General features: G+C 39.0%; 18 protein-coding genes. 17 read left to right on the top strand and 1 reads right to left on the bottom strand.

Annotation, left to right across the window (positions count from 1 at the left end):
* Nucleotides 1-22 precede the first annotated feature (22 nt).
* From ACXACJ_RS09595 to ACXACJ_RS09675, 17 genes are all read left to right on the top strand, one after another.
* On the top strand, nucleotides 23-1,588 hold the full coding sequence (locus ACXACJ_RS09595) for an OstA-like protein (protein ID WP_475134147.1): 1,566 nt from the start codon (nucleotides 23-25) through the stop codon (nucleotides 1,586-1,588).
* Between the two features lie 97 nt (nucleotides 1,589-1,685).
* Nucleotides 1,686-2,516 carry an outer membrane protein assembly factor BamD gene (locus ACXACJ_RS09600; protein ID WP_475134148.1) on the top strand — a complete coding sequence of 277 codons (831 nt, stop codon included), beginning with the start codon at nucleotides 1,686-1,688 and terminating at the stop codon, nucleotides 2,514-2,516.
* Between the two features lie 2 nt (nucleotides 2,517-2,518).
* Nucleotides 2,519-2,842, top strand: coding sequence for a DNA-directed RNA polymerase subunit omega (locus ACXACJ_RS09605; RefSeq protein WP_475134149.1), 324 nt, complete (start codon nucleotides 2,519-2,521; stop codon nucleotides 2,840-2,842).
* A 5-nt stretch (nucleotides 2,843-2,847) separates the two neighbouring features.
* A complete protein-coding gene (gene coaBC, locus ACXACJ_RS09610) occupies nucleotides 2,848-4,050 on the top strand; it encodes a bifunctional phosphopantothenoylcysteine decarboxylase/phosphopantothenate--cysteine ligase CoaBC (RefSeq protein WP_475134150.1) in 1,203 nt (400 codons plus the stop codon).
* Entirely contained in the window at nucleotides 4,022-4,939 is a 918-nt protein-coding gene (porD, locus tag ACXACJ_RS09615) for a type IX secretion system protein PorD (RefSeq protein WP_475134151.1), read from the top strand. Before coaBC ends, porD begins: the two co-directional genes overlap by 29 nt.
* 88 nt (nucleotides 4,940-5,027) lie before the next feature.
* On the top strand, nucleotides 5,028-6,680 hold the full coding sequence (recN, locus tag ACXACJ_RS09620; protein WP_475134152.1) for a DNA repair protein RecN: 1,653 nt from the start codon (nucleotides 5,028-5,030) through the stop codon (nucleotides 6,678-6,680).
* 17 nt (nucleotides 6,681-6,697) lie between these two features.
* The gene (locus ACXACJ_RS09625) at nucleotides 6,698-7,498 is read left to right on the top strand and encodes a glutaminyl-peptide cyclotransferase (protein ID WP_475134153.1); all 801 of its coding nucleotides are present in this window, start codon (nucleotides 6,698-6,700) and stop codon (nucleotides 7,496-7,498) included.
* A gap of 9 nt (nucleotides 7,499-7,507) precedes the next feature.
* Nucleotides 7,508-8,029: a YdeI/OmpD-associated family protein gene (locus tag ACXACJ_RS09630; RefSeq protein ID WP_475134154.1), complete on the top strand. Its 522-nt coding sequence runs from the start codon at nucleotides 7,508-7,510 to the stop codon at nucleotides 8,027-8,029.
* 152 nt (nucleotides 8,030-8,181) lie between these two features.
* Nucleotides 8,182-10,428 carry an ATP-binding protein gene (locus ACXACJ_RS09635; RefSeq protein ID WP_475134155.1) on the top strand — a complete coding sequence of 749 codons (2,247 nt, stop codon included), beginning with the start codon at nucleotides 8,182-8,184 and terminating at the stop codon, nucleotides 10,426-10,428.
* Nucleotides 10,425-10,850 (top strand): response regulator, encoded by a 426-nt coding sequence (locus tag ACXACJ_RS09640; protein ID WP_475134156.1) that lies wholly within the window; start codon nucleotides 10,425-10,427, stop codon nucleotides 10,848-10,850. Before ACXACJ_RS09635 ends, ACXACJ_RS09640 begins: the two co-directional genes overlap by 4 nt.
* Before the next feature lies 1 nt (nucleotide 10,851).
* On the top strand, nucleotides 10,852-11,409 hold the full coding sequence (locus ACXACJ_RS09645; protein WP_475134157.1) for a biliverdin-producing heme oxygenase: 558 nt from the start codon (nucleotides 10,852-10,854) through the stop codon (nucleotides 11,407-11,409).
* Complete coding sequence (locus tag ACXACJ_RS09650) at nucleotides 11,384-11,752, top strand: response regulator (RefSeq protein WP_475134158.1); 369 nt, start codon at nucleotides 11,384-11,386, stop codon at nucleotides 11,750-11,752. The genes ACXACJ_RS09645 and ACXACJ_RS09650 overlap by 26 nt, the downstream gene beginning before the upstream one ends.
* A 70-nt stretch (nucleotides 11,753-11,822) precedes the next feature.
* Nucleotides 11,823-12,263 carry an SRPBCC family protein gene (locus ACXACJ_RS09655; protein ID WP_475134159.1) on the top strand — a complete coding sequence of 147 codons (441 nt, stop codon included), beginning with the start codon at nucleotides 11,823-11,825 and terminating at the stop codon, nucleotides 12,261-12,263.
* A complete protein-coding gene (locus ACXACJ_RS09660; protein ID WP_475134160.1) occupies nucleotides 12,260-12,595 on the top strand; it encodes an ArsR/SmtB family transcription factor in 336 nt (111 codons plus the stop codon). The genes ACXACJ_RS09655 and ACXACJ_RS09660 overlap by 4 nt, the downstream gene beginning before the upstream one ends.
* A 75-nt stretch (nucleotides 12,596-12,670) precedes the next feature.
* Nucleotides 12,671-14,020, top strand: a complete 1,350-nt coding sequence (locus tag ACXACJ_RS09665) for a short-chain fatty acid transporter (protein WP_475134161.1) — start codon at nucleotides 12,671-12,673, stop codon at nucleotides 14,018-14,020.
* 3 nt (nucleotides 14,021-14,023) lie between these two features.
* Nucleotides 14,024-14,749, top strand: coding sequence for a hypothetical protein (locus ACXACJ_RS09670; RefSeq protein ID WP_475134162.1), 726 nt, complete (start codon nucleotides 14,024-14,026; stop codon nucleotides 14,747-14,749).
* Between the two features lie 112 nt (nucleotides 14,750-14,861).
* Entirely contained in the window at nucleotides 14,862-17,129 is a 2,268-nt protein-coding gene (locus ACXACJ_RS09675) for an aconitate hydratase (RefSeq protein WP_475134163.1), read from the top strand.
* Between the two features lie 88 nt (nucleotides 17,130-17,217).
* Here ACXACJ_RS09675 and ACXACJ_RS09680 read toward each other — a convergent pair whose 3' ends face one another.
* Nucleotides 17,218-18,513, bottom strand: coding sequence for an aminotransferase class V-fold PLP-dependent enzyme (locus tag ACXACJ_RS09680; RefSeq protein ID WP_475134164.1), 1,296 nt, complete (start codon nucleotides 18,511-18,513; stop codon nucleotides 17,218-17,220).

Here is an 18,513-nt window from a genome sequence, read left to right on the forward strand (position 1 = left end):
TAATTTTGCGGTTTCTTAAAGCATGGCAAGACCACTTTTCCTAATATCATTTCTGTTGCTTTCACTTTCGACCTTTGGTCAAAAGCGAGTTCGCATCGATTCTGCTGAGTATTTATACCAGTCAACCAAAGACGGTTTGACACTCCGAAGATTGGTGGGCTCTGTGGTTCTTACCCAAGAAACCACAACCATATATTGCGATTCGGCCTATCTATACAATGAAACCAACAGAGCGATTGCTTATGGGCACGTAAAAGTAATTGACACTGTAGATTCTCTTGATTTAGCCGGAGACTACATGGAATACCTGGGAAATCAACGCATTGTTAAAATCAGAGATAATGTAATTTTGAAGGATGATGAAACCCAACTCTTCACTGATTACCTAGATTACAATAGAGAAACAGAAACTGGATATTATCAGGATGGAGGGAAACTACTGGACAGCGCAAATGTACTAACCAGCAAAAGAGGTTACTATTACTCGCTAACCAAAAAGGCACTTTTTCTCGATTCAGTAAATCTCGATAATCCAGATTTCGACTTGCAAACGGATACGCTCAATTACTCCACAATTGATAAAGTAGCCAGATCGGAAGGCAAAACGCTTGGAGTTTCTGCCGAAGGCGACACACTTTCCAGCAACAAAGGGTTTCTGTACAAGTCGCAAATCAAGTACAGCGAAGTTTATGATGGCTATATTCAAACCGAAGACTATCATATCAAAGGAGAAAAACTAATTGCAGATGACAGCTTGAAATATTATCAGGCAGATCAAAAAGTGGAACTCACCACTTTTGGAGACTCATTGACCGTTTATGGCGACCATGCCAAATATTTCAAAAATGAAAGTTTGGCCTATGTATACGATAATGCCTACTTGAAAAAAATGATGCAAGGCGATAGCCTATTCATCAAAGGCGACACCATTAAATCGGTTCAAAACGAATTGGATAGCCAGAAGTATTTAACGGCCTTTCATAATGTGAAACTTTATAAAACTGACTTTCAGGGCGCGGCTGATTCGGTTTCGTATAACATGATGGATTCAACCATTTATATGTATTCCGCTCCGTTGATTTGGAATACGGACAGCCAAATTTCTTCTGATTCAATCCGCATTCAACTGGCCAATAACAGAATTTCTAAAATGCATTTGCGCCAAAATTCTTTTGTGATTTCTGCCGATAGCGCTGAAAACTTCAACCAGGTAAAAGGGCGGAATATGGAAGTGACTTTCAACGAAGGTTTTATTCGGAAAACCGATGTATTTGGCAATGGAGAAAGCATTTACTTCGCCAAAGATGTCAAGAACAATTCCCTGACGATGAACAAATTAACCTGTTCAAACATGGCGCTCTATTTCGATAAAAATACGGTAACTCAACTAAGAACCTACAAGGAAGTGGACGGTAGGCTTGTACCCGAAACAGAGATCGTTACTCCTGAGAAAAAGCTGAAAGGTTTTAAATGGTTGATTGACCAAAAACCCACCCTCGAACAGATTAAAGGCATTGCTCCAATTGAAAAGAAAAGAGAACCCGAGCAGCTTTTAGAGAAAACGCCCTTGGGAGTTAAAAAAGGTTAATCTCTAAAACTGAGGCCTAAAACTTACTTTATTTGTAGAATAAGCACATTGTCAGAAGATTGGAATTATCGGACATAACTGGTAACTTTGCGGACTTATGAAAAAAACGGTATTTATAGCCCTTTTAATTACACTTATTGGCTTTTCGAGTTGTACCACTAGATTGGCCAAACTTGAAAAAAGCAACGACTTTGAAGAGCTATACAAAGGAGCCATCGCCTTTTACGAACAAGGCAAGTATGGTAAAGCTCAAATACTGTTCGAAAAAATCTCTCCTTATTACAGAGGAACAATTGAAGCGGAAAAAGTTCAGTTTTACTGGGCGTATAGCCTTTACTATCAACGACTTTACCAATTATCCTCTTTCCGTTTTAAAACATTCTACCAAACTTACGGAAGAAGTAAATATGCTGAAGAGGCCGAATATATGGCCGCTTATGCCTTATATAAAGATGCGCCTGATGCCAATTTAGATCAATCAAGTTCGGAAGAAGCCGTAGTGGCCATGCAGAACTTCTTGAATAGATGGCCTTCTTCTAAATACTTTACAGAAGCCAACAAAATTATTGACGAGCTTCAAGTAAGATTCGAGACAAAAGCCTACTTAAAGGCAAAACTTTACCACAGACTTTCAACAGGATTGACATATAGAAACTATTTGGAAGCAGCACTCGTTACTTTCGATGCTTTCAAAAATGATTTTCCTGATTCGAAATACAACGAAGAAATACTTTACCTTTCAGTAGAAACTGGATATGAATTAGCCACGAACAGTGTGTTTTCCAAGAAAAAAGAAAGGTTGAACAGAACGATAGACTATTACAAAGAGTTTATCGAGAAGTACCCAAGTAGCCAATACACCGACAAAGTGAATGACTACTACAGCAAATCAGTAAAACAATTAGAAGAACTAAATAAAACAGTTTAATTATGGCAGCTAGCCCATCAATTGTAACCCGTGACACCGATAAGTTGGCAGATCAAACGGGAAACATCTACCAATCAATCGCAGTAATCTCTAAAAGAGCTAAGCAAATTGCTAGCGACATGAAAGAAGAACTAAACGGAAAACTTTCAGAGTTCGCTTCTACAGTAGATAACCTTGAAGAAATTTTCGAAAACAGAGAGCAAATCGAAATTTCTAAATTCTACGAAAGAATGCCTAAGCCAACTGCAATGGCTGTTGAAGAGTTCATCAATGGAGAAATCTATTGGAGAATGAGAGATGCTGAACAATCTTCAGAATCTAAATAAACTCAATGTTAAAGGGTAAAAAGATTATTCTGGGAGTAACCGGAAGTATAGCAGCCTACAAGGCTGCTATTTTCGTTAGGTTACTTGTGAAAGAAGGCGCGGAAGTTCAGGTTATAATGACTGAAACGGCCCATGCATTCATCACTCCCTTAACGCTTTCTACCCTTTCTAAACGACCTGTTTTAACTGAATTTAAAAAAGACGAAACAGGCGAATGGAACAATCATGTAGATCTTGGCCTTTGGGCCGATGCTATGATTATTGCTCCTGCCAGTGCCAATACGCTGGCAAAAATGGCCAATGGTGCATGTGACAATCTTTTGTTGGCTACTTATCTTTCTGCCCGATGCCCTGTGTTTTTTGCCCCAGCTATGGATTTGGATATGTACCAACATCCTGCGGTTTTGGCAAACATCGCCAAGCTTACGAGTTATGGCAATCCGTTAATTGAAGCTGAACATGGCGAATTAGCGAGTGGTTTGGTTGGCCAAGGAAGAATGGCTGAACCTGAGCATCTACTCAATTTCCTATCTGATTATTTCTCAGGTTCATCAAAACTGGCTGGTAAACAAATTTTAATTACCGCTGGGCCTACATATGAAGCCTTGGACCCCGTTCGCTTTATCGGAAATCATTCTTCAGGAAAAATGGGATTTGCTCTGGCCGAAGAAGCTGCAAACCAAGGCGCAAACGTTACGTTGGTTTCTGGCCCTACAAACCTGAGTATTTCGCATCCGAATGTAACCTTAAAGAGAGTAAAGTCGGGCAAGCAAATGTATGAAGCTTGTTTAGAGATTAATAAGACGAGCGACATCAACATTATGGCTGCTGCAGTAGCCGATTACACTCCCAAAACAGTAGCCGATCAGAAGATCAAAAAGAAAGGCGATTCCATGACCATCGAATTGGTGAAAACCACTGACATAGCCAAAGAATTAGGCGCGCTGAAAAAGGCTAATCAATTGAATATTGGCTTTGCTTTGGAAACTGAATTCGAGATGGACAACGCCAAAAAGAAAATCGAGAGCAAAAATTTTGATCTCATCGTTTTGAATTCCCTAAATGATAGTGGTGCAGGCTTTGGCCACGACACAAACAAAATCACTATCATTGATAGAGAAAATAATATTCAGGATTTTGAGTTAAAGACCAAAAAGGAAGTTGCCAAAGACATCATTAATGCCATTGTTAAAAAACTGGAAGCTTAAAACCTTAAGCTTTTTTCTACTTTATCTCCCTTTTCAGCTCTCTGCTCAAGAGTTGAATTTCACAGTAAGTATTAATGCCGATAATGTTCAAACTACAGAAAGAGGTATTTTCTCTCAAATGGAAACAGCCTTTCAACAGTTCTTTAATGATAGAGTTTGGACGGAAGACAACTTTCAGAATAACGAAAAAATCAAGGGAAATTTAATCCTTACCATTCTAGAACAGCCCACCATTGGCCAGTTTAAAGCCAGCGCTCAAATTCAAGTGATTCGTCCTGTTTATGGCACTTCCTACGAAACTTTACTTCTGAATTTTGCCGACCGAAACTGGGAATTTCAGTTTACACAAGGTCAAATCCTCGATTTCAACGGAAACCGCTTCTTCAACAATATTTCATCCCTCCTCGCCTACTACGCCTACATCGCTATTGGCATAGATTACAACTCGTTCAGCCCATTGGGTGGAACACCATTTTTTCAAACCGCATTAGATATTGTAAATAATGCTCAAAACAACGGTGGCTTAGGCTGGGGACAATTTGAAAGCAGAAGAAATAGATATTGGCTGGTCGAAAATTTGGTTGTGAATAATCAATTTGAGGCCATCAGAAAAGGTTTTTACGATTACCACATCAATGGCATGGACAAGTTTAAAGACAAGCCAGAAGAAAGCAGAGAGGTTATTAAAGAAGTAATCAAAAAGGTTCAAGAAGTGAACAGGGTTTTGCCCAACGCCATTCTTATCATTTCATTTCTTGATTCAAAAAATGAAGAAATCACCAACATTTTTTCGGAAGGCCAAATGAATACAAGAAGGGAAGTGTACAATGAACTTCTGAAGCTCGACCCTACCCGCAGAGGCAAATACCAAAAAATTGTTCAGAACTAGGAGAATTCTGCCCATTCATAGCAATTTCATCACAATTAACTTAAGCCCGAATATTGTCCTTAGCCCTTCGAATTGATACATTTGTGCTATGCTGCAATGTTTGAGTATAGAAAATTACGCCTTGATTAAAAGGCTCGAAATTGAACCTCACGCCCAACTCAATATTATTACTGGAGAAACCGGTGCAGGAAAATCAATTATTCTAGGAGCATTAGGCTTGCTTCTGGGCAACCGTGCGGACACTAAATCATTGCTCGATCAAGAAAAGAAGTGTGTTATCGAAGGCACATTTGACATCTCGGCTTATAATCTGCAGCCACTTTTTGAGAGATTCGAGATGGACTATGAAACCGAGTGTATTGTAAGAAGGGAAATTAGTCCAAGTGGAAAATCTCGAGCTTTTGTGAATGATGGCCTCACCAATCTTGATTTTTTAAGAGAACTCGGCCGAAGATTGATGGACATTCATTCTCAACACGATAATCTCCTATTGGGCTCAAATGCATATCAGCTGAGTCTAATCGATGCCTTTGCCCAGAATCAAGATTTGAAACTGAGCTATGTTCAGGCTTTTCAAGATTATGCAGCGAAGCAAAGCATTCTGGAAGAGCTTATTTCTGAATCTTCAGAATTGAAAAAAGAGGCAGATTATCATCAATTTTTGTTTGATGAATTGGATAAGGCTCAACTTTCTGCTGATGAACAAGGAAGCCTCGAAAGCGAACTCAATAAGCTTGAAAACGCTGAAGAAATTAAGTTGAAACTGAACGATGCCCTCTCTGCTCTGGATCAGTCAGACTTTAATACAAACCAAATGCTTCAAGAAGCCAAGGGAGCATTAGGCCAAATTCAGAAGTTTTCTAAAGAATACGAACAACTCTTTGAACGACTGCAAAGCGTTTGGATTGAGCTGAAGGATGTAATTGCTGAACTTGAAGGCGAAGAAGAAAAAGTTGAGTATGATCCTCAGCGAACAGAAGAAGTTCAAGAAAGATTAAGTCTGATTTATAAACTTCAACAAAAGCATCAAGTAAACGATATTTCTGCGCTCATCAAGATATATGAGGAATTAGGCAGCAAGGTTCTGAAAGTGGGCAATCTTGATGAGGCCATTGAAGAAGCTCAAAAAGCCACAGACAAAGCCTTGTCCTTGGTTCAGAAAACAGGGAAAACGCTCAGCCAATCACGCATCAAGATGTTCAAAACCTTTGAAACTGAAATTGGCATTTTATTGGCCGATTTAGGCATGCCTCATGCTCGTCTCAGTATTCAGCATACGGAAAAAGAACCATCAGAATCTGGAATTGACAAAGTAGACTTATTATTTTCTGCCAATAAAGGAATTGCACCTCAGGCTTTAAAACAGGTAGCGTCTGGAGGTGAATTTTCACGATTGATGTTTGCCGTAAAATTCATTTTGGCGGACAAAACTGCACTTCCTACCATAGTTTTTGACGAAATTGATGCTGGTATTTCGGGTGAAATCTCCATTCGAATGGCACAAATGATGTCGAAAATGGCTGAAAATCACCAAGTAATTACCATTACCCACTTGCCACAAATTGCAGCTAAAGGAAAAGCGCATTATTTTGTGTACAAAGACAATGAAGAAAGTGTGACATCGAGTAATATCAGACCTCTATCGGCTGAGGAAAGACTTACCGAAATTGCACAAATGATTGGAGGCAAACAGTTCTCCGACAGTTCTTTGGAGAGTGCCAGAGAACTTATGAAATCTTAAAATTGAAACAACTAAGCATGAACTATAAATACGCAGTTTTATCGGCTGTATTCACATTGGTAGCCTCTTGTGGCCCTAAAAAGGAAAAACATTCCATTAGCAATCCGGAATTGATTTCTTACAAAGTGGAGCAAACTATGCCTCACGATCCTACGGCCTATACGCAAGGACTTTTGATTCATGATAGTCAACTTTTTGAAAGTACCGGACGCGAAGGTTCGTGGATTGGTATTGTCGACCCTAAATCGGGAAAACCAGAAAAAAAGGTAATTCTTGACGATAAATATTTTGGTGAAGGCATTACCATTTTGAACAACAAAATCTATCAGCTCACCTGGCAAGAAAAAACTGGTTTTGTATATGACTTGAAGAATTTTGAAAAACTAAAGGAGTTTTCTTATCAAACTGAAGGTTGGGGACTAACAGACAATGGCTCAGACCTTATTATGAGCGATGGTTCTAACACTTTATATTTTCTGGACACCGCTACTTTAGCGGTAAAAAGCAAAATGAATGTGACTTATGAAGGCGTTGCTGTAAGCAGCCTAAATGAGCTTGAATATGTGGATGGATACATTTGGGCAAACATTTACCTTAAAGATCTTATTGCTAAAATTGATGCCAAGACCGGAAAAATCGAAGCATTTCTAGACCTTTCAGATATAACCTATCGCACAAAAATGCTCAATCAATCTATTGACGTTTTAAATGGAATTGCTTGGCACGAATCTACCCAAACCATGATTGTAACGGGTAAGCTTTGGCCAAGCATGTATGTTTTAAAACTGTCGGGCAATAGTTCAAAAGCTTCAGAATAAACTTTGATTATGGTAACTCTCACAACCACATTAGAACAGCTTAATTATAGCATTTGGAGTTACCATTTTCCCATAAACGCTGAGATAACGGCTCAATTTAGCGATGGCGATCACCGAAGAGTAGTTTGCATCGTTAACGATCAAGTCACCATTCATACAGCACTTATGCCTATTGGCGATAGCAGCTACATTATGGTGAATAAAGAGGTAAGGAAGAAACTTAAGATTGAAGAAGGTGATTCTGTTAATTTGAAGCTAGAAAAGGACACTTCAGAATATGGAATCCCCATACCTGAGTTTTTTCAAGTACTTCTCGATCAAGATGAAGAAGGCAGTCACTACTTCCATAAACTTACCCCTGGCAAGCAACGCAGCCTGATTTACATCGTGGGCAAGGTTAAAAACATTGACAGTCAACTCAATAAGGGAATGGCCATTCTAGAGCACCTGAGAGATGCCAAAGGTAAAATTGACTTTAAAATGCTTAACGCTAAAATCAAGGAGTACAACCAGCGAGGCAAAAATCATTAGCCGTTCGTAATTTTTTATAACACTAACCACATTCTGCTGTTCTATATAAAATGTGGCTCTTCTATTACAAACCATCGATATGGATTGTCTCATTTTTTAAGTAGTTTTTCAGAAATCCCAAATGGTTTTTTAAACCTCAATCAAACCGAGCTATGCAAGCAGAATTTGACTCAAAAGAACAGTTGAACGAGAATTTGTCTAACTGTGACAAAGAACCTATTCACCAAATAGGTTTTGTTCAGGCCCATGGATATTTAATTGCCGTTACAAAAACAGACTATATCATTCAATACGTAAGTGAAAACTGCCAAGAGCTTTTTCAAGAAAAAGACTTAGTGGGGCAGTCCATCAGCGTTTTTGATAAAAAAATAGAAACTCCGGTTAAAGGAGATACATTCACAGAATTGTTGAACGTGCAGCTCAGAGGAAATAATTTCTCAAGCCACAATCCTTATAAAGTAACCATCAGAGACACAAAATTGAACATCATTTCTTCTGAACACGAAGACATGATCATTTTGAGTTTGGAACCTCAAGGTTCTGATGATATGCCCATGAAAAACCAAATGATTCTGGGCGAAATCATACTGAAACTGAATCTTGCAAATGATGATTTTGAGTTGCTAATGCAGGTGGCTGCCACGCAGCTCCGCAACCTCTTAAACTTGGATAGAGTAATGATTTACAAGTTTTGGGAAGATTGGCATGGAGAAGTAATTGCTGAAGCAAGAAAAGAGGACATTACTCCCTTTTTAGGCCTCCACTACCCTGCTACGGACATCCCTAAACAAGCGAGAGCACTCTATAAAAAGAATCTCATTCGTTTAATTTCTGACGTTCATTCTACGCCTGTTCCCATACTTTCCGCCAAAGAAGAACCCTTAGATTTGAGCCAAGTACCCATTCGGGCTGTCTCTCCTATTCATATAGAATATTTAAAAAATATGGGCGGGGTTTCCGCTAGTTATTCCATTTCCTTATTACACAAAGGAGAACTTTGGGGTTTGATTGCCTGCCATCATTCAGAACCTATTTTCTTGAATTATGACCAAAGAAAGTCGAGCGAAATCATATCTCAATACCTTTCAAATTTAATTGAGCTTAAAAGCAGAGAAGAAAGCGAAAAAGCACAAACGCAATACGATTCTACCATTGAGCGCTTAGAATCTCATATGCGTGAAGATTGGGATGTAATTAAGGGCTTAACCGCCCATAAAACCAATTTCCTAGATATTACAGAAGCTATTGGAGGTGCCATTTGCTTTGATGAAGAGTTAGTTTTAGTTGGAGAAACGCCAACCGAAACTGAAGTGAGACATATTATGCGATGGCTTTCTTCTCAGAATTTCAGAGGCAAATTATTTCAAACTACCAATCTGAGCCAGTTCTTTCCAGAATCGTCTGGCTACAGCCAAAAAGCCAGTGGATTGCTTGCGCTTACCATTTCAGAAGAACTACACGAGCATATCATTTGGTTTAAACCAGAACAGTTGGTGAATGTAACTTGGGCTGGTAAAAACAATAAAGACATTTCGAAAGACAAGGATGGAAACATCAGAATTTCGCCTCGAAAATCATTTGAAAGTTGGTCGCAACAGGTAAGAAATACTTCGGAAGCTTGGAGCGAAGCTGAAATCAACTCCGCTACGCGATTGCTCAAAAAGGTGCATTCACTTTTACAACTTAAGTCCAACGAAATCAGAAGGCTGAATGAAAAACTTAACCAAGCTTATGAAGAACTGGATTCTTTCAGTTACACACTTTCTCACGACCTAAAAACTCCTTTAACCACCATTAAAGGTTATCTGGAGCTTTTTATGGAAGAACATAAAGATATTGCTTCTACCGATCCATTTTTAGCCAAAATGTCTAGTAATGCTGATTTAATGCAAGAAATGATCAGCAGTATTCTTCAATATTCTAAAATCAGCAGAGAAGAAATTACTTTGGAAAAAGTGAATGTTAAAAGCTTAATTAATCAAGTAGCTGCTCAGATGAAGGTAAACCGAAGAGAAAGCACTATTGACATTCAGGTTCCTAAAGACACGCTAGTTTGGGGAAACAAAACCATGATCTATCAGATATTTCTAAACTTGATAGACAATGCTATTAAATATACTGATTCTTCTATAACACCACACGTTATAATTTCAGCTTCAGAAAGAGAAGAAGAGGTTGAGTTTTCCATTAAAGACAACGGAATAGGGATTCCAGAAGTGGCAAGAGACAAAATTTTTGGCTTATTTAGCAGAGTACCCTCAAAAACCGAGGTTGAAGGCACGGGCGTTGGTCTAGCCATCGTAAAAAGAACTGTTGAGAAACAAAAAGGAAGAATTTGGGTAGAAAGCCGTGAGGGAGACGGTTCCACGTTTAGGCTCAGCTTAAAGAAATTTGTATGAATCAAGTAGATATTCTGTGTATAGAAGACAATGAAGACTTTCGCTTCTTCTTGTCGAAAGCTTTTGAATCCACCACTATGAGGGTAAATGTCCATTTTATTGAAGCTGGTTTATTGGCCATGGCTTCTCTAAAAACAGGCGCTAGTCCTCAGGTGCGTCCCAGAATGATTTTACTCGACCTTAATTTGCCAGACATTAACGGATTGGAAATTCTGAAATCGTTAAAAGAGTTGAATGACTCCCGTCATATTCCTGTGGTAATTTTATCATCGAGCGATAGCCCTAATGATGTAAGCAGCGCTTTGAATCTTGGGGCAAACGCTTATTTGACAAAACCTTCAGGCATTAAAAAAATCCGATCGATGGTAGAAGACACTTGCAATTTCTGGCTCAATCATAATTATACCAGCTCAATTGTATAGTATGATAGCCGCTATTCGAGAGGCCACCGCTCCCCTTCACAAACAGCTTGAAGAATTGTTGTATGCTGAAAAAATCATGAACAAGACACTTCAGGAAAATGAGCTGATCCATATTCTTCAAACCAATTATTTGTTTTTCGAAATACTAGAAAAGAAACTATCCTCAATTATAGAATTAAATGAATTCACACCCAAAAGAGCCGAATTGGCAGCTAATGACTTAGAGACATTAGGCGCAAAAATTTCGAATGAAACTGACTTTTTAGGCCAAGTTGATCTGTCTAAAGCCGTAGGTTTACTCTATGTAGCTTTAGGTTCTACTTTAGGCGCAAAGGTTATTCACGCGAAATTGAGCCGTATGCCACACCTGAACCATCATCATTTTTTGTTTTTTGAACCCAATGAAGCAGACCAAACCACTTGGCAAAACTTCTTAACTTATCTCCATCATTCTGAAGATTTAGATCAGGGAAAAGTAGTTGAAGGCGCCATTCAGGGTTTTAACTGCTTAATAGAAAATTATAGATTAACGTATGGTGAAGAAGCTGCTCATAATTGATGACAGTGCAGAGTATCTCGAAATGCTGAATATGGCATTGAGAAAGGATTACAAAGTACAAACCGTAAGCGATTTTAATGATTTAAAAGAGATCACAGATTTAGAACAATTTGATGCGCTTTTAATCGACTTTCACATTGGCCTTTATACGGCTTATGATGTAATTGAATTGCTGAAATCCAAAGATCAGAAAGCATTCGATCAAATTCCCTCGATTTTATTAACGGGCTCGGTTGATATTGAGAAAGAAACAACCAACCTCAGTGTTACCGCCTCCTTAGAAAAACCCTTTAAAATTGCTCAGCTAAAAGAATTGCTCACACAAGTTTTATCTGATTCTTAATTTTTTGTAAAAGCCATTTTCAAGTAACCTAGAAGTTACATAAATTTACGTAACCCAAAAGTTACGCTTTATGAAAAAGGATATTGTTCATGTTTGGAGCTTTCCTCACAAACCAGAAGTGATCTGGAAATATTTAACGGATTCGGATTTGCTCGCGGAATGGTTGATGGAGAATGACTTCAAACCTATTATTGGTCATAAGTTTATGTTTCATGCCAAGCCTAAAGTAAAGATCGGTTTTGACGGCAATATTTATTGTGAGGTTTTACAAGTTGAACCTTATAAAACACTTGCCTATTCGTGGAAAGGAGGCCCTAAGAAAGGAAAAATCACCTTGGATTCTATCGTAACTTGGACGTTGACAGAAAAGGAAAACGGAACAGAATTACGCTTAGAGCATAGTGGTTTTGAAGGAATGAAGAATTATATAAGCTATATCATCATGAATAAAGGATGGCAAATTAACGTGAAAGGTAGGCTAGATGAACTTCTAAAATTAGCCAAGCAATGAAACGCCAAATTACCGATCCATTTCATGCACTATCCGATCCCAGCAGGCGTGAAATACTGATGCTCTTGTATAAAGACAGTATGAGTATTAATGCTCTTGCGGAAAACTTTGAAATGAGTCGCCCTGCGGTTTCCAAACATATAAAAGTGTTGAATGCCTCAGGCTTTATTTCCATTGAAGACGTTGGGCGCGAACGTTATTGCATTTTAAAACAAGACGGATTCACTGCGCTTCAAAACTGGATAGAGTTCTTTGACGATTTTTGGTCTACCCGACTGAAAAAGCTAGACAAGCTCATTCAACTTAAAGAAGGTAAAGCAACAAATTCATGAGTTGGGTTATAATCGCCTAAAACCATCCGAACACATTACTCTTGTCCGCATCCTCCGAATTGCTAGTTTTGGTATATGCGACAAGAGAATTTATACCTAAAGTTTGTTCAAAAATATCTGCCTTCACCATTTTCAATTGCGGTATTACTAACTGCCGTCACTTATTTTCTTGCACTTTTTTTCACTCAAAGGCCAGAAAATTCAGGTTCTGTATATGGTCTTACCATTTTAGGATATTGGGAAACTGGGTTTTGGGAGCTCTTAGAATTCACCATGCAAATGGCTTTGATTCTAATTCTTGGCCATGCTTTGGCACTTACTCCCATGATAGATCGCCTGATCAATCAATTCACAAAATCGTGTAACACATCAGCAAGGGCAGCCTTTACCATTAGCTTACTTACCATTTTAGTTAGCTTATTTAACTGGGGTTTGTGCTTGGTTTTTGGTGCTATTTTCGCCCGAAAAGTGGCTGAAAAGGCCAAGGCTAAAGGCTGGAAACTGAATTACCCTCTTTTAGGAGCCGCAGGTTACAGCGGCATGATGTGCTGGCATGGAGGATTTTCTGGTTCAGCTCCTCTAACAGTTTCGGGAAAGAATCATTTTCTTATTCAAGAAATTGGGCAAATAGGCATAGACCAAACTTTGTTTTCATCCATGAATTTGGTCACCTCTCTCCTTTTGTTAATCATTGTTCCTCTTACATTTTTCATTCTAGGCAAAAGAAGTTCTGACCAAGAGTTGAATTACATTTCCTTTTCGGAAGAAACAGAGAAAAAACCACTGTTGACAGGCGCTGAAAAACTTGACAATGCTAAATGGCTAGCGTTCATTTTTGGAGGTGTAATTTGCTTTCTTTCCATCAGACAAATTTTCATTAGCCCATCGGAAGTAGGTTGGAGTTTTATCAACCTCAATTACATTAACTTCTTTCTATTTGGGTTGGCTGTAATTCTTCATGGTAGCTTTCAAAAGTTTATTTCGGCCATAGAAGAAGCCATTGGCGGAGCTTCAGGAATTATCATTCAATTTCCTCTTTATGCAGGAATTATGGGCATAATGAAATATTCTGGTTTAGGTGCACTTTTCTCCCAAGGGTTTATGGAAATAGCTAATGCCACCACATTGCCATTATTTACCTTTTTAAGCGCAGCTATTGTGAATGTTTTTGTTCCTAGCGGAGGCGGCCAATGGGCAGTTCAAGGGCCAATTGTAACTGAAGCCGCTCAAAACCTTGGCGTTTCAATTCCCAAAACGGTTATGGCACTTTCGTATGGAGACCAGCTGACCAATATGCTCCAGCCTTTCTGGGCTTTGCCGCTTTTGGGAATCACAAAACTAAAGGCAAAGGATATTCTTCCTTATTCTTTTTTAATAATGATGGTGGGATTAATTATCTTTAGTATCTCACTATTAATTTTTTAAGTTTTGGCTCAATACCTTGGTTCCAACAGAAGAAAAAAATCATCAGGTTTATTTACAGCACTCCTCTTTTTCCTGATCATTCTTGGTTTAGGAGTGATCTCATTCTATCAATTCAATAAATGGAAAGCTCAAAAACAGAATCTAGAAAACCAAAAGCTTCAGTTAACCACACTCTCAGGACTTGCCAAAACTCATGAATCATACTTAGTCGATTTAGAATCACAATTAGTCAGTCAAGAAGAAGTTTTACAAAAATTGATTGAAACGGGAATTCGGATTGTAGAACCCGATACATTGAAAATGGGAATTCGCCAGCTTTTAAAGCAAAATCTCCCAAGCATTTCAGAATTTACCCTTTCTGTAAAAACGAATCCATCTTCTTCAGTACTTCTAGCAGCCTTACACTTTAAAAATGCCCTTAATCAAATTGAAGATCTGAGAACAAACGATAACCTATTGATTCAAAACCAGATTGAAACATTTTTGACCGAACGCAGGGTAATTTCTCTTTTGGAACCTTATCAAAACAGCGAAGCCATTGAGATTTCTGACAGCCAAATCAATCGAATAATTCGCCAACTCTTAAACGACCGCGCTTTTATAGATTTAATCTATTTAAGAATTAACCGTATTCAAAACGCTATTGCGATTAGTCATTCTGCTCAAACTCGCTACAACGAGCTTACAAATGCCATTAACAAGGAACTAGAGCAGTTCAAAAAGGATTGATAAATAGGCAAAGCTTACACAATTACGGATTTTATTATTTGCGAAAAGTGATAACTTTGCCAGCCCTATACAAGTTAGTTTTGTATACAGCAAAGAACATAAAACTTCCCTTATGGCATTTGATATTGATATGATTAAAGCTGTTTACGAGAAATTCCCTTCTCGTGTAGAAGCAGCAAGAAAAGCTGTGGGCCAACCGCTCACTTTATCCGAAAAAATCCTTTACGCTCACCTTTGGGACGGAGAAGCCTCAACGGCTTTTGAAAGAGGTAAGTCCTACGTAGATTTTGCTCCTGATAGAGTAGCCATGCAAGATGCTACGGCTCAAATGGCTCTATTGCAGTTTATGCAAGCTGGAAAAGATAAAGTGGCTGTTCCATCAACCGCTCACTGCGACCACTTAATCCTAGCTAAACAAGGTGCCGAACAAGATTTAAGAAATTCTTTAACAGCTTCTGGAGAGGTTTTCAACTTCTTAGAATCTGTTTCTAACAAATACGGCATTGGTTTCTGGAAACCCGGAGCAGGTATCATTCACCAAGTAGTATTGGAGAACTATGCTTTCCCTGGCGGAATGATGATCGGCACTGACTCTCATACTGTTAATGCTGGTGGACTAGGAATGGTTGCCATTGGTGTTGGTGGTGCCGATGCAGTAGACGTTATGGCTGGAATGGCTTGGGAATTGAAATTCCCGAAACTTATCGGTGTTAAATTAACCGGTAAAATGAATGGCTGGACCGCCCCTAAAGATGTGATTTTGAAAGTAGCTGGTATCTTAACCGTAAAAGGTGGAACAGGTGCTATTGTAGAATATTTTGGCCCTGGAGCTCAATCACTTTCAGCTACAGGTAAAGGTACAATTTGTAACATGGGTGCTGAAATTGGAGCTACTACTTCAACTTTCGGTTATGACGATTCAATGGAGCGTTACCTAAGAGCTACCGGCCGTGCTGATGTTGCTGAATTGGCTAATGGAATTCGTGAGCATCTAACAGGTGATGACGAGGTTTATGCTAATCCAGAAAAGTATTTCGATCAAGTAATCGAAATTGACTTAGACACTTTGGAACCACATGTAAACGGTCCTTTCACTCCAGATAAAGCCACTCCTGTTTCTCAAATGAGAGCTGAAGCTGAGAAAAACGGCTGGCCTTTGAAAGTAGAATGGGGATTGATCGGTTCTTGTACCAACTCTTCTTACGAAGACCTTTCAAGAGCTTCTTCTATTGCGCAACAAGCTGTAGATAAAGGATTAAAAACCAAAGCAGATTTCGGTATCAACCCAGGTTCTGAGCAGGTGAGATATACTGCTGAAAGAGATGGTTTATTGAAAATCTTTGAAGATTTAGACGCAACTATCTTCACCAATGCTTGTGGCCCTTGTATTGGCCAGTGGGACAGAACAGGAGCAGATAAAGGTGAGAAAAACACTATCGTTCACTCTTTCAACAGAAACTTCTCGAAAAGAGCAGATGGTAACCCAAATACTCACGCTTTTGTAACCTCTCCAGAAATGGTGGCTGCAATCGCTATTTCAGGCGACTTGGGCTTCAACCCTATCACAGATACATTAACCAACGAAAACGGAGAGCAAGTTAAGCTTGATCCTCCTGTAGGGGAAGAACTTCCAGAAAAAGGCTTCGCAGTAGAAGACAACGGTTACCAAGCTCCTGCAGAAGATGGTAGCGATGTTGAAGTAGTTGTAAAACCAGATTCTAAAAGACTTCAGTTATTGGAGCCTTTCAAACCTTGGGATGGCAATAACATTACTGGTGCTAAGCTTTTGATTAAAGCTTTCGGAAAATGTACTACTGACCACATCTCTATGGCTGGTCCATGGTTGAGATTCAGAGGTCACTTGGATAACATTTCTGATAACTGCTTGATTGGTGCGGTAAACGCATTCAACCAAGAAACCAACAAAGTGAAAAACCAAATCACTGGTGAATATGGTCCAGTCCCTGCTACTCAGCGCCAATACAAGGCTGAAGGTATTCCTACTATTGTTGTGGGTGATCATAACTATGGTGAAGGTTCTTCAAGAGAGCACGCTGCTATGGAACCAAGACACCTTGGCGTTAAAGCAGTATTGGTGAAGTCTTTTGCCCGTATTCACGAAACAAACCTTAAGAAACAAGGTATGTTGGGACTTACTTTCGCAAATGAGAACGATTATGACAAAGTTCAAGAAGACGACACTATCAATTTCTTGGATTTAGATCAATTTGCTGAAGGCAAACCATTGAATATTGAGTTTGTTCACGCTGATGGAAGCAAAGATGTAATTGTAGCGAACCACACTTACAATGAAGCTCAAATTGGCTGGTTTAGAGCAGGTTCTGCTTTGAACTTGATTAAAGAGCAAAACAAGAAATAATAATAGACGTTAGATTTTAGACGTCAGAGAATAGACAAAAGCCCGATTCATTGAGTTGGGCTTTTTTATGCGATTTTAATTCTTACGATCAAACTTTGCTCAACTTACTGATTCCCTCCAACAGTCTATCTACATCTTCTGTGGTGGTGTAAAGATTAGGCGTAACTCGAATCGCCTTTTCATTGTGAGGTAAGTTGCGCTTAACAGTGAATACTCCGAAATCTTCGTATAACTTTTGGATTGTCTGGTCCACATCCAAATTCTTCAATCGAAAAGCCGCCATAGCACAGCTTCTTTTAGGTTCTATTGGGGTTAGTAATTCTGCATTATTTATGCTCCTCAATTCCTTTGTCCAGTAATTCTGAAGATACCTCAAACGAGCTTCCTTTACAGGTAATGTGACCATATTATTGAATTCCGCTGCTTTGGGTACTGTGAGCAATGTAGGAAAAGCCAAGGTTCCAAAGTGTCCCAACTTGTTAATACTGTCTTTCCTCTGCCCCACATCGCCAAACATCGGGCTCAAGTCTTTGATTCGTTCTTTCTTTACGTACATCAACCCCATTCCCAAAGGAGCGCTAAACCATTTGTGAAGATTGACCCCAACAAAATCACAACCCAAATCTGGAATTTTGAAATCGATATGAGCAAAACTATGTGCGGCATCCACAATTACATCCACCCCTCTCTTTTTTGCCATATCCGAAATGGCTTTAACTGGCATAACTTGCCCCGTTAAATGAATAAGATGGGTAACCAAAATGCACTTTGTTTTCGGGGTGATGGCCGATTCATACGCAGACACAATTTGATCATCGCTTTCCGGAATCAAAGGTACTTCAATTCTATTGATCTTGATTGCTTTAGTCTTTTCCAGCATTTCAAAAGCCTCAATCATGCTGTGGTAATCTTGATCGTGAAGTATAACTTCATCACCAGATTGAAAAGGCATGCCTTGAATCAAAATGTTCAATGCTTCTGTAGCATTTCTGGTGATTAAAAGTTCTTCTCTTTGGGCTCCCGAAAACTCAGCAAGGGTATTCATAATTGGACCAAATTCCTTTTGAGAAAAGGTGTTTCTGGCAAAACCTGAATTCTGACTATTTACCTTCTGAATAGCCTCAATATAAGCTTCAACAACCATTTTAGGTTGAACTCCGAAATAGCCATTTTCAAGGTTAATCCATTTGTCCGTCACATCGTAATGCGATGATTTAAAACGTTTCCAAAAAGTTTCATCCTGAATTTTATCGAGGCTAAACTGCCCTTCCCACTCCTCTGTTAGCTCAGACTCAGATGCTGACAATTGGAAATCACTTTTTCTAAGAAATGGAATGGAAAGCATTCCCATAATGGATTGCTGAAGTAAGGCTCTTCTTTTCAT

The sequence above is a fragment of the Roseivirga sp. AWQ4_251 genome, assembly GCF_056158225.1.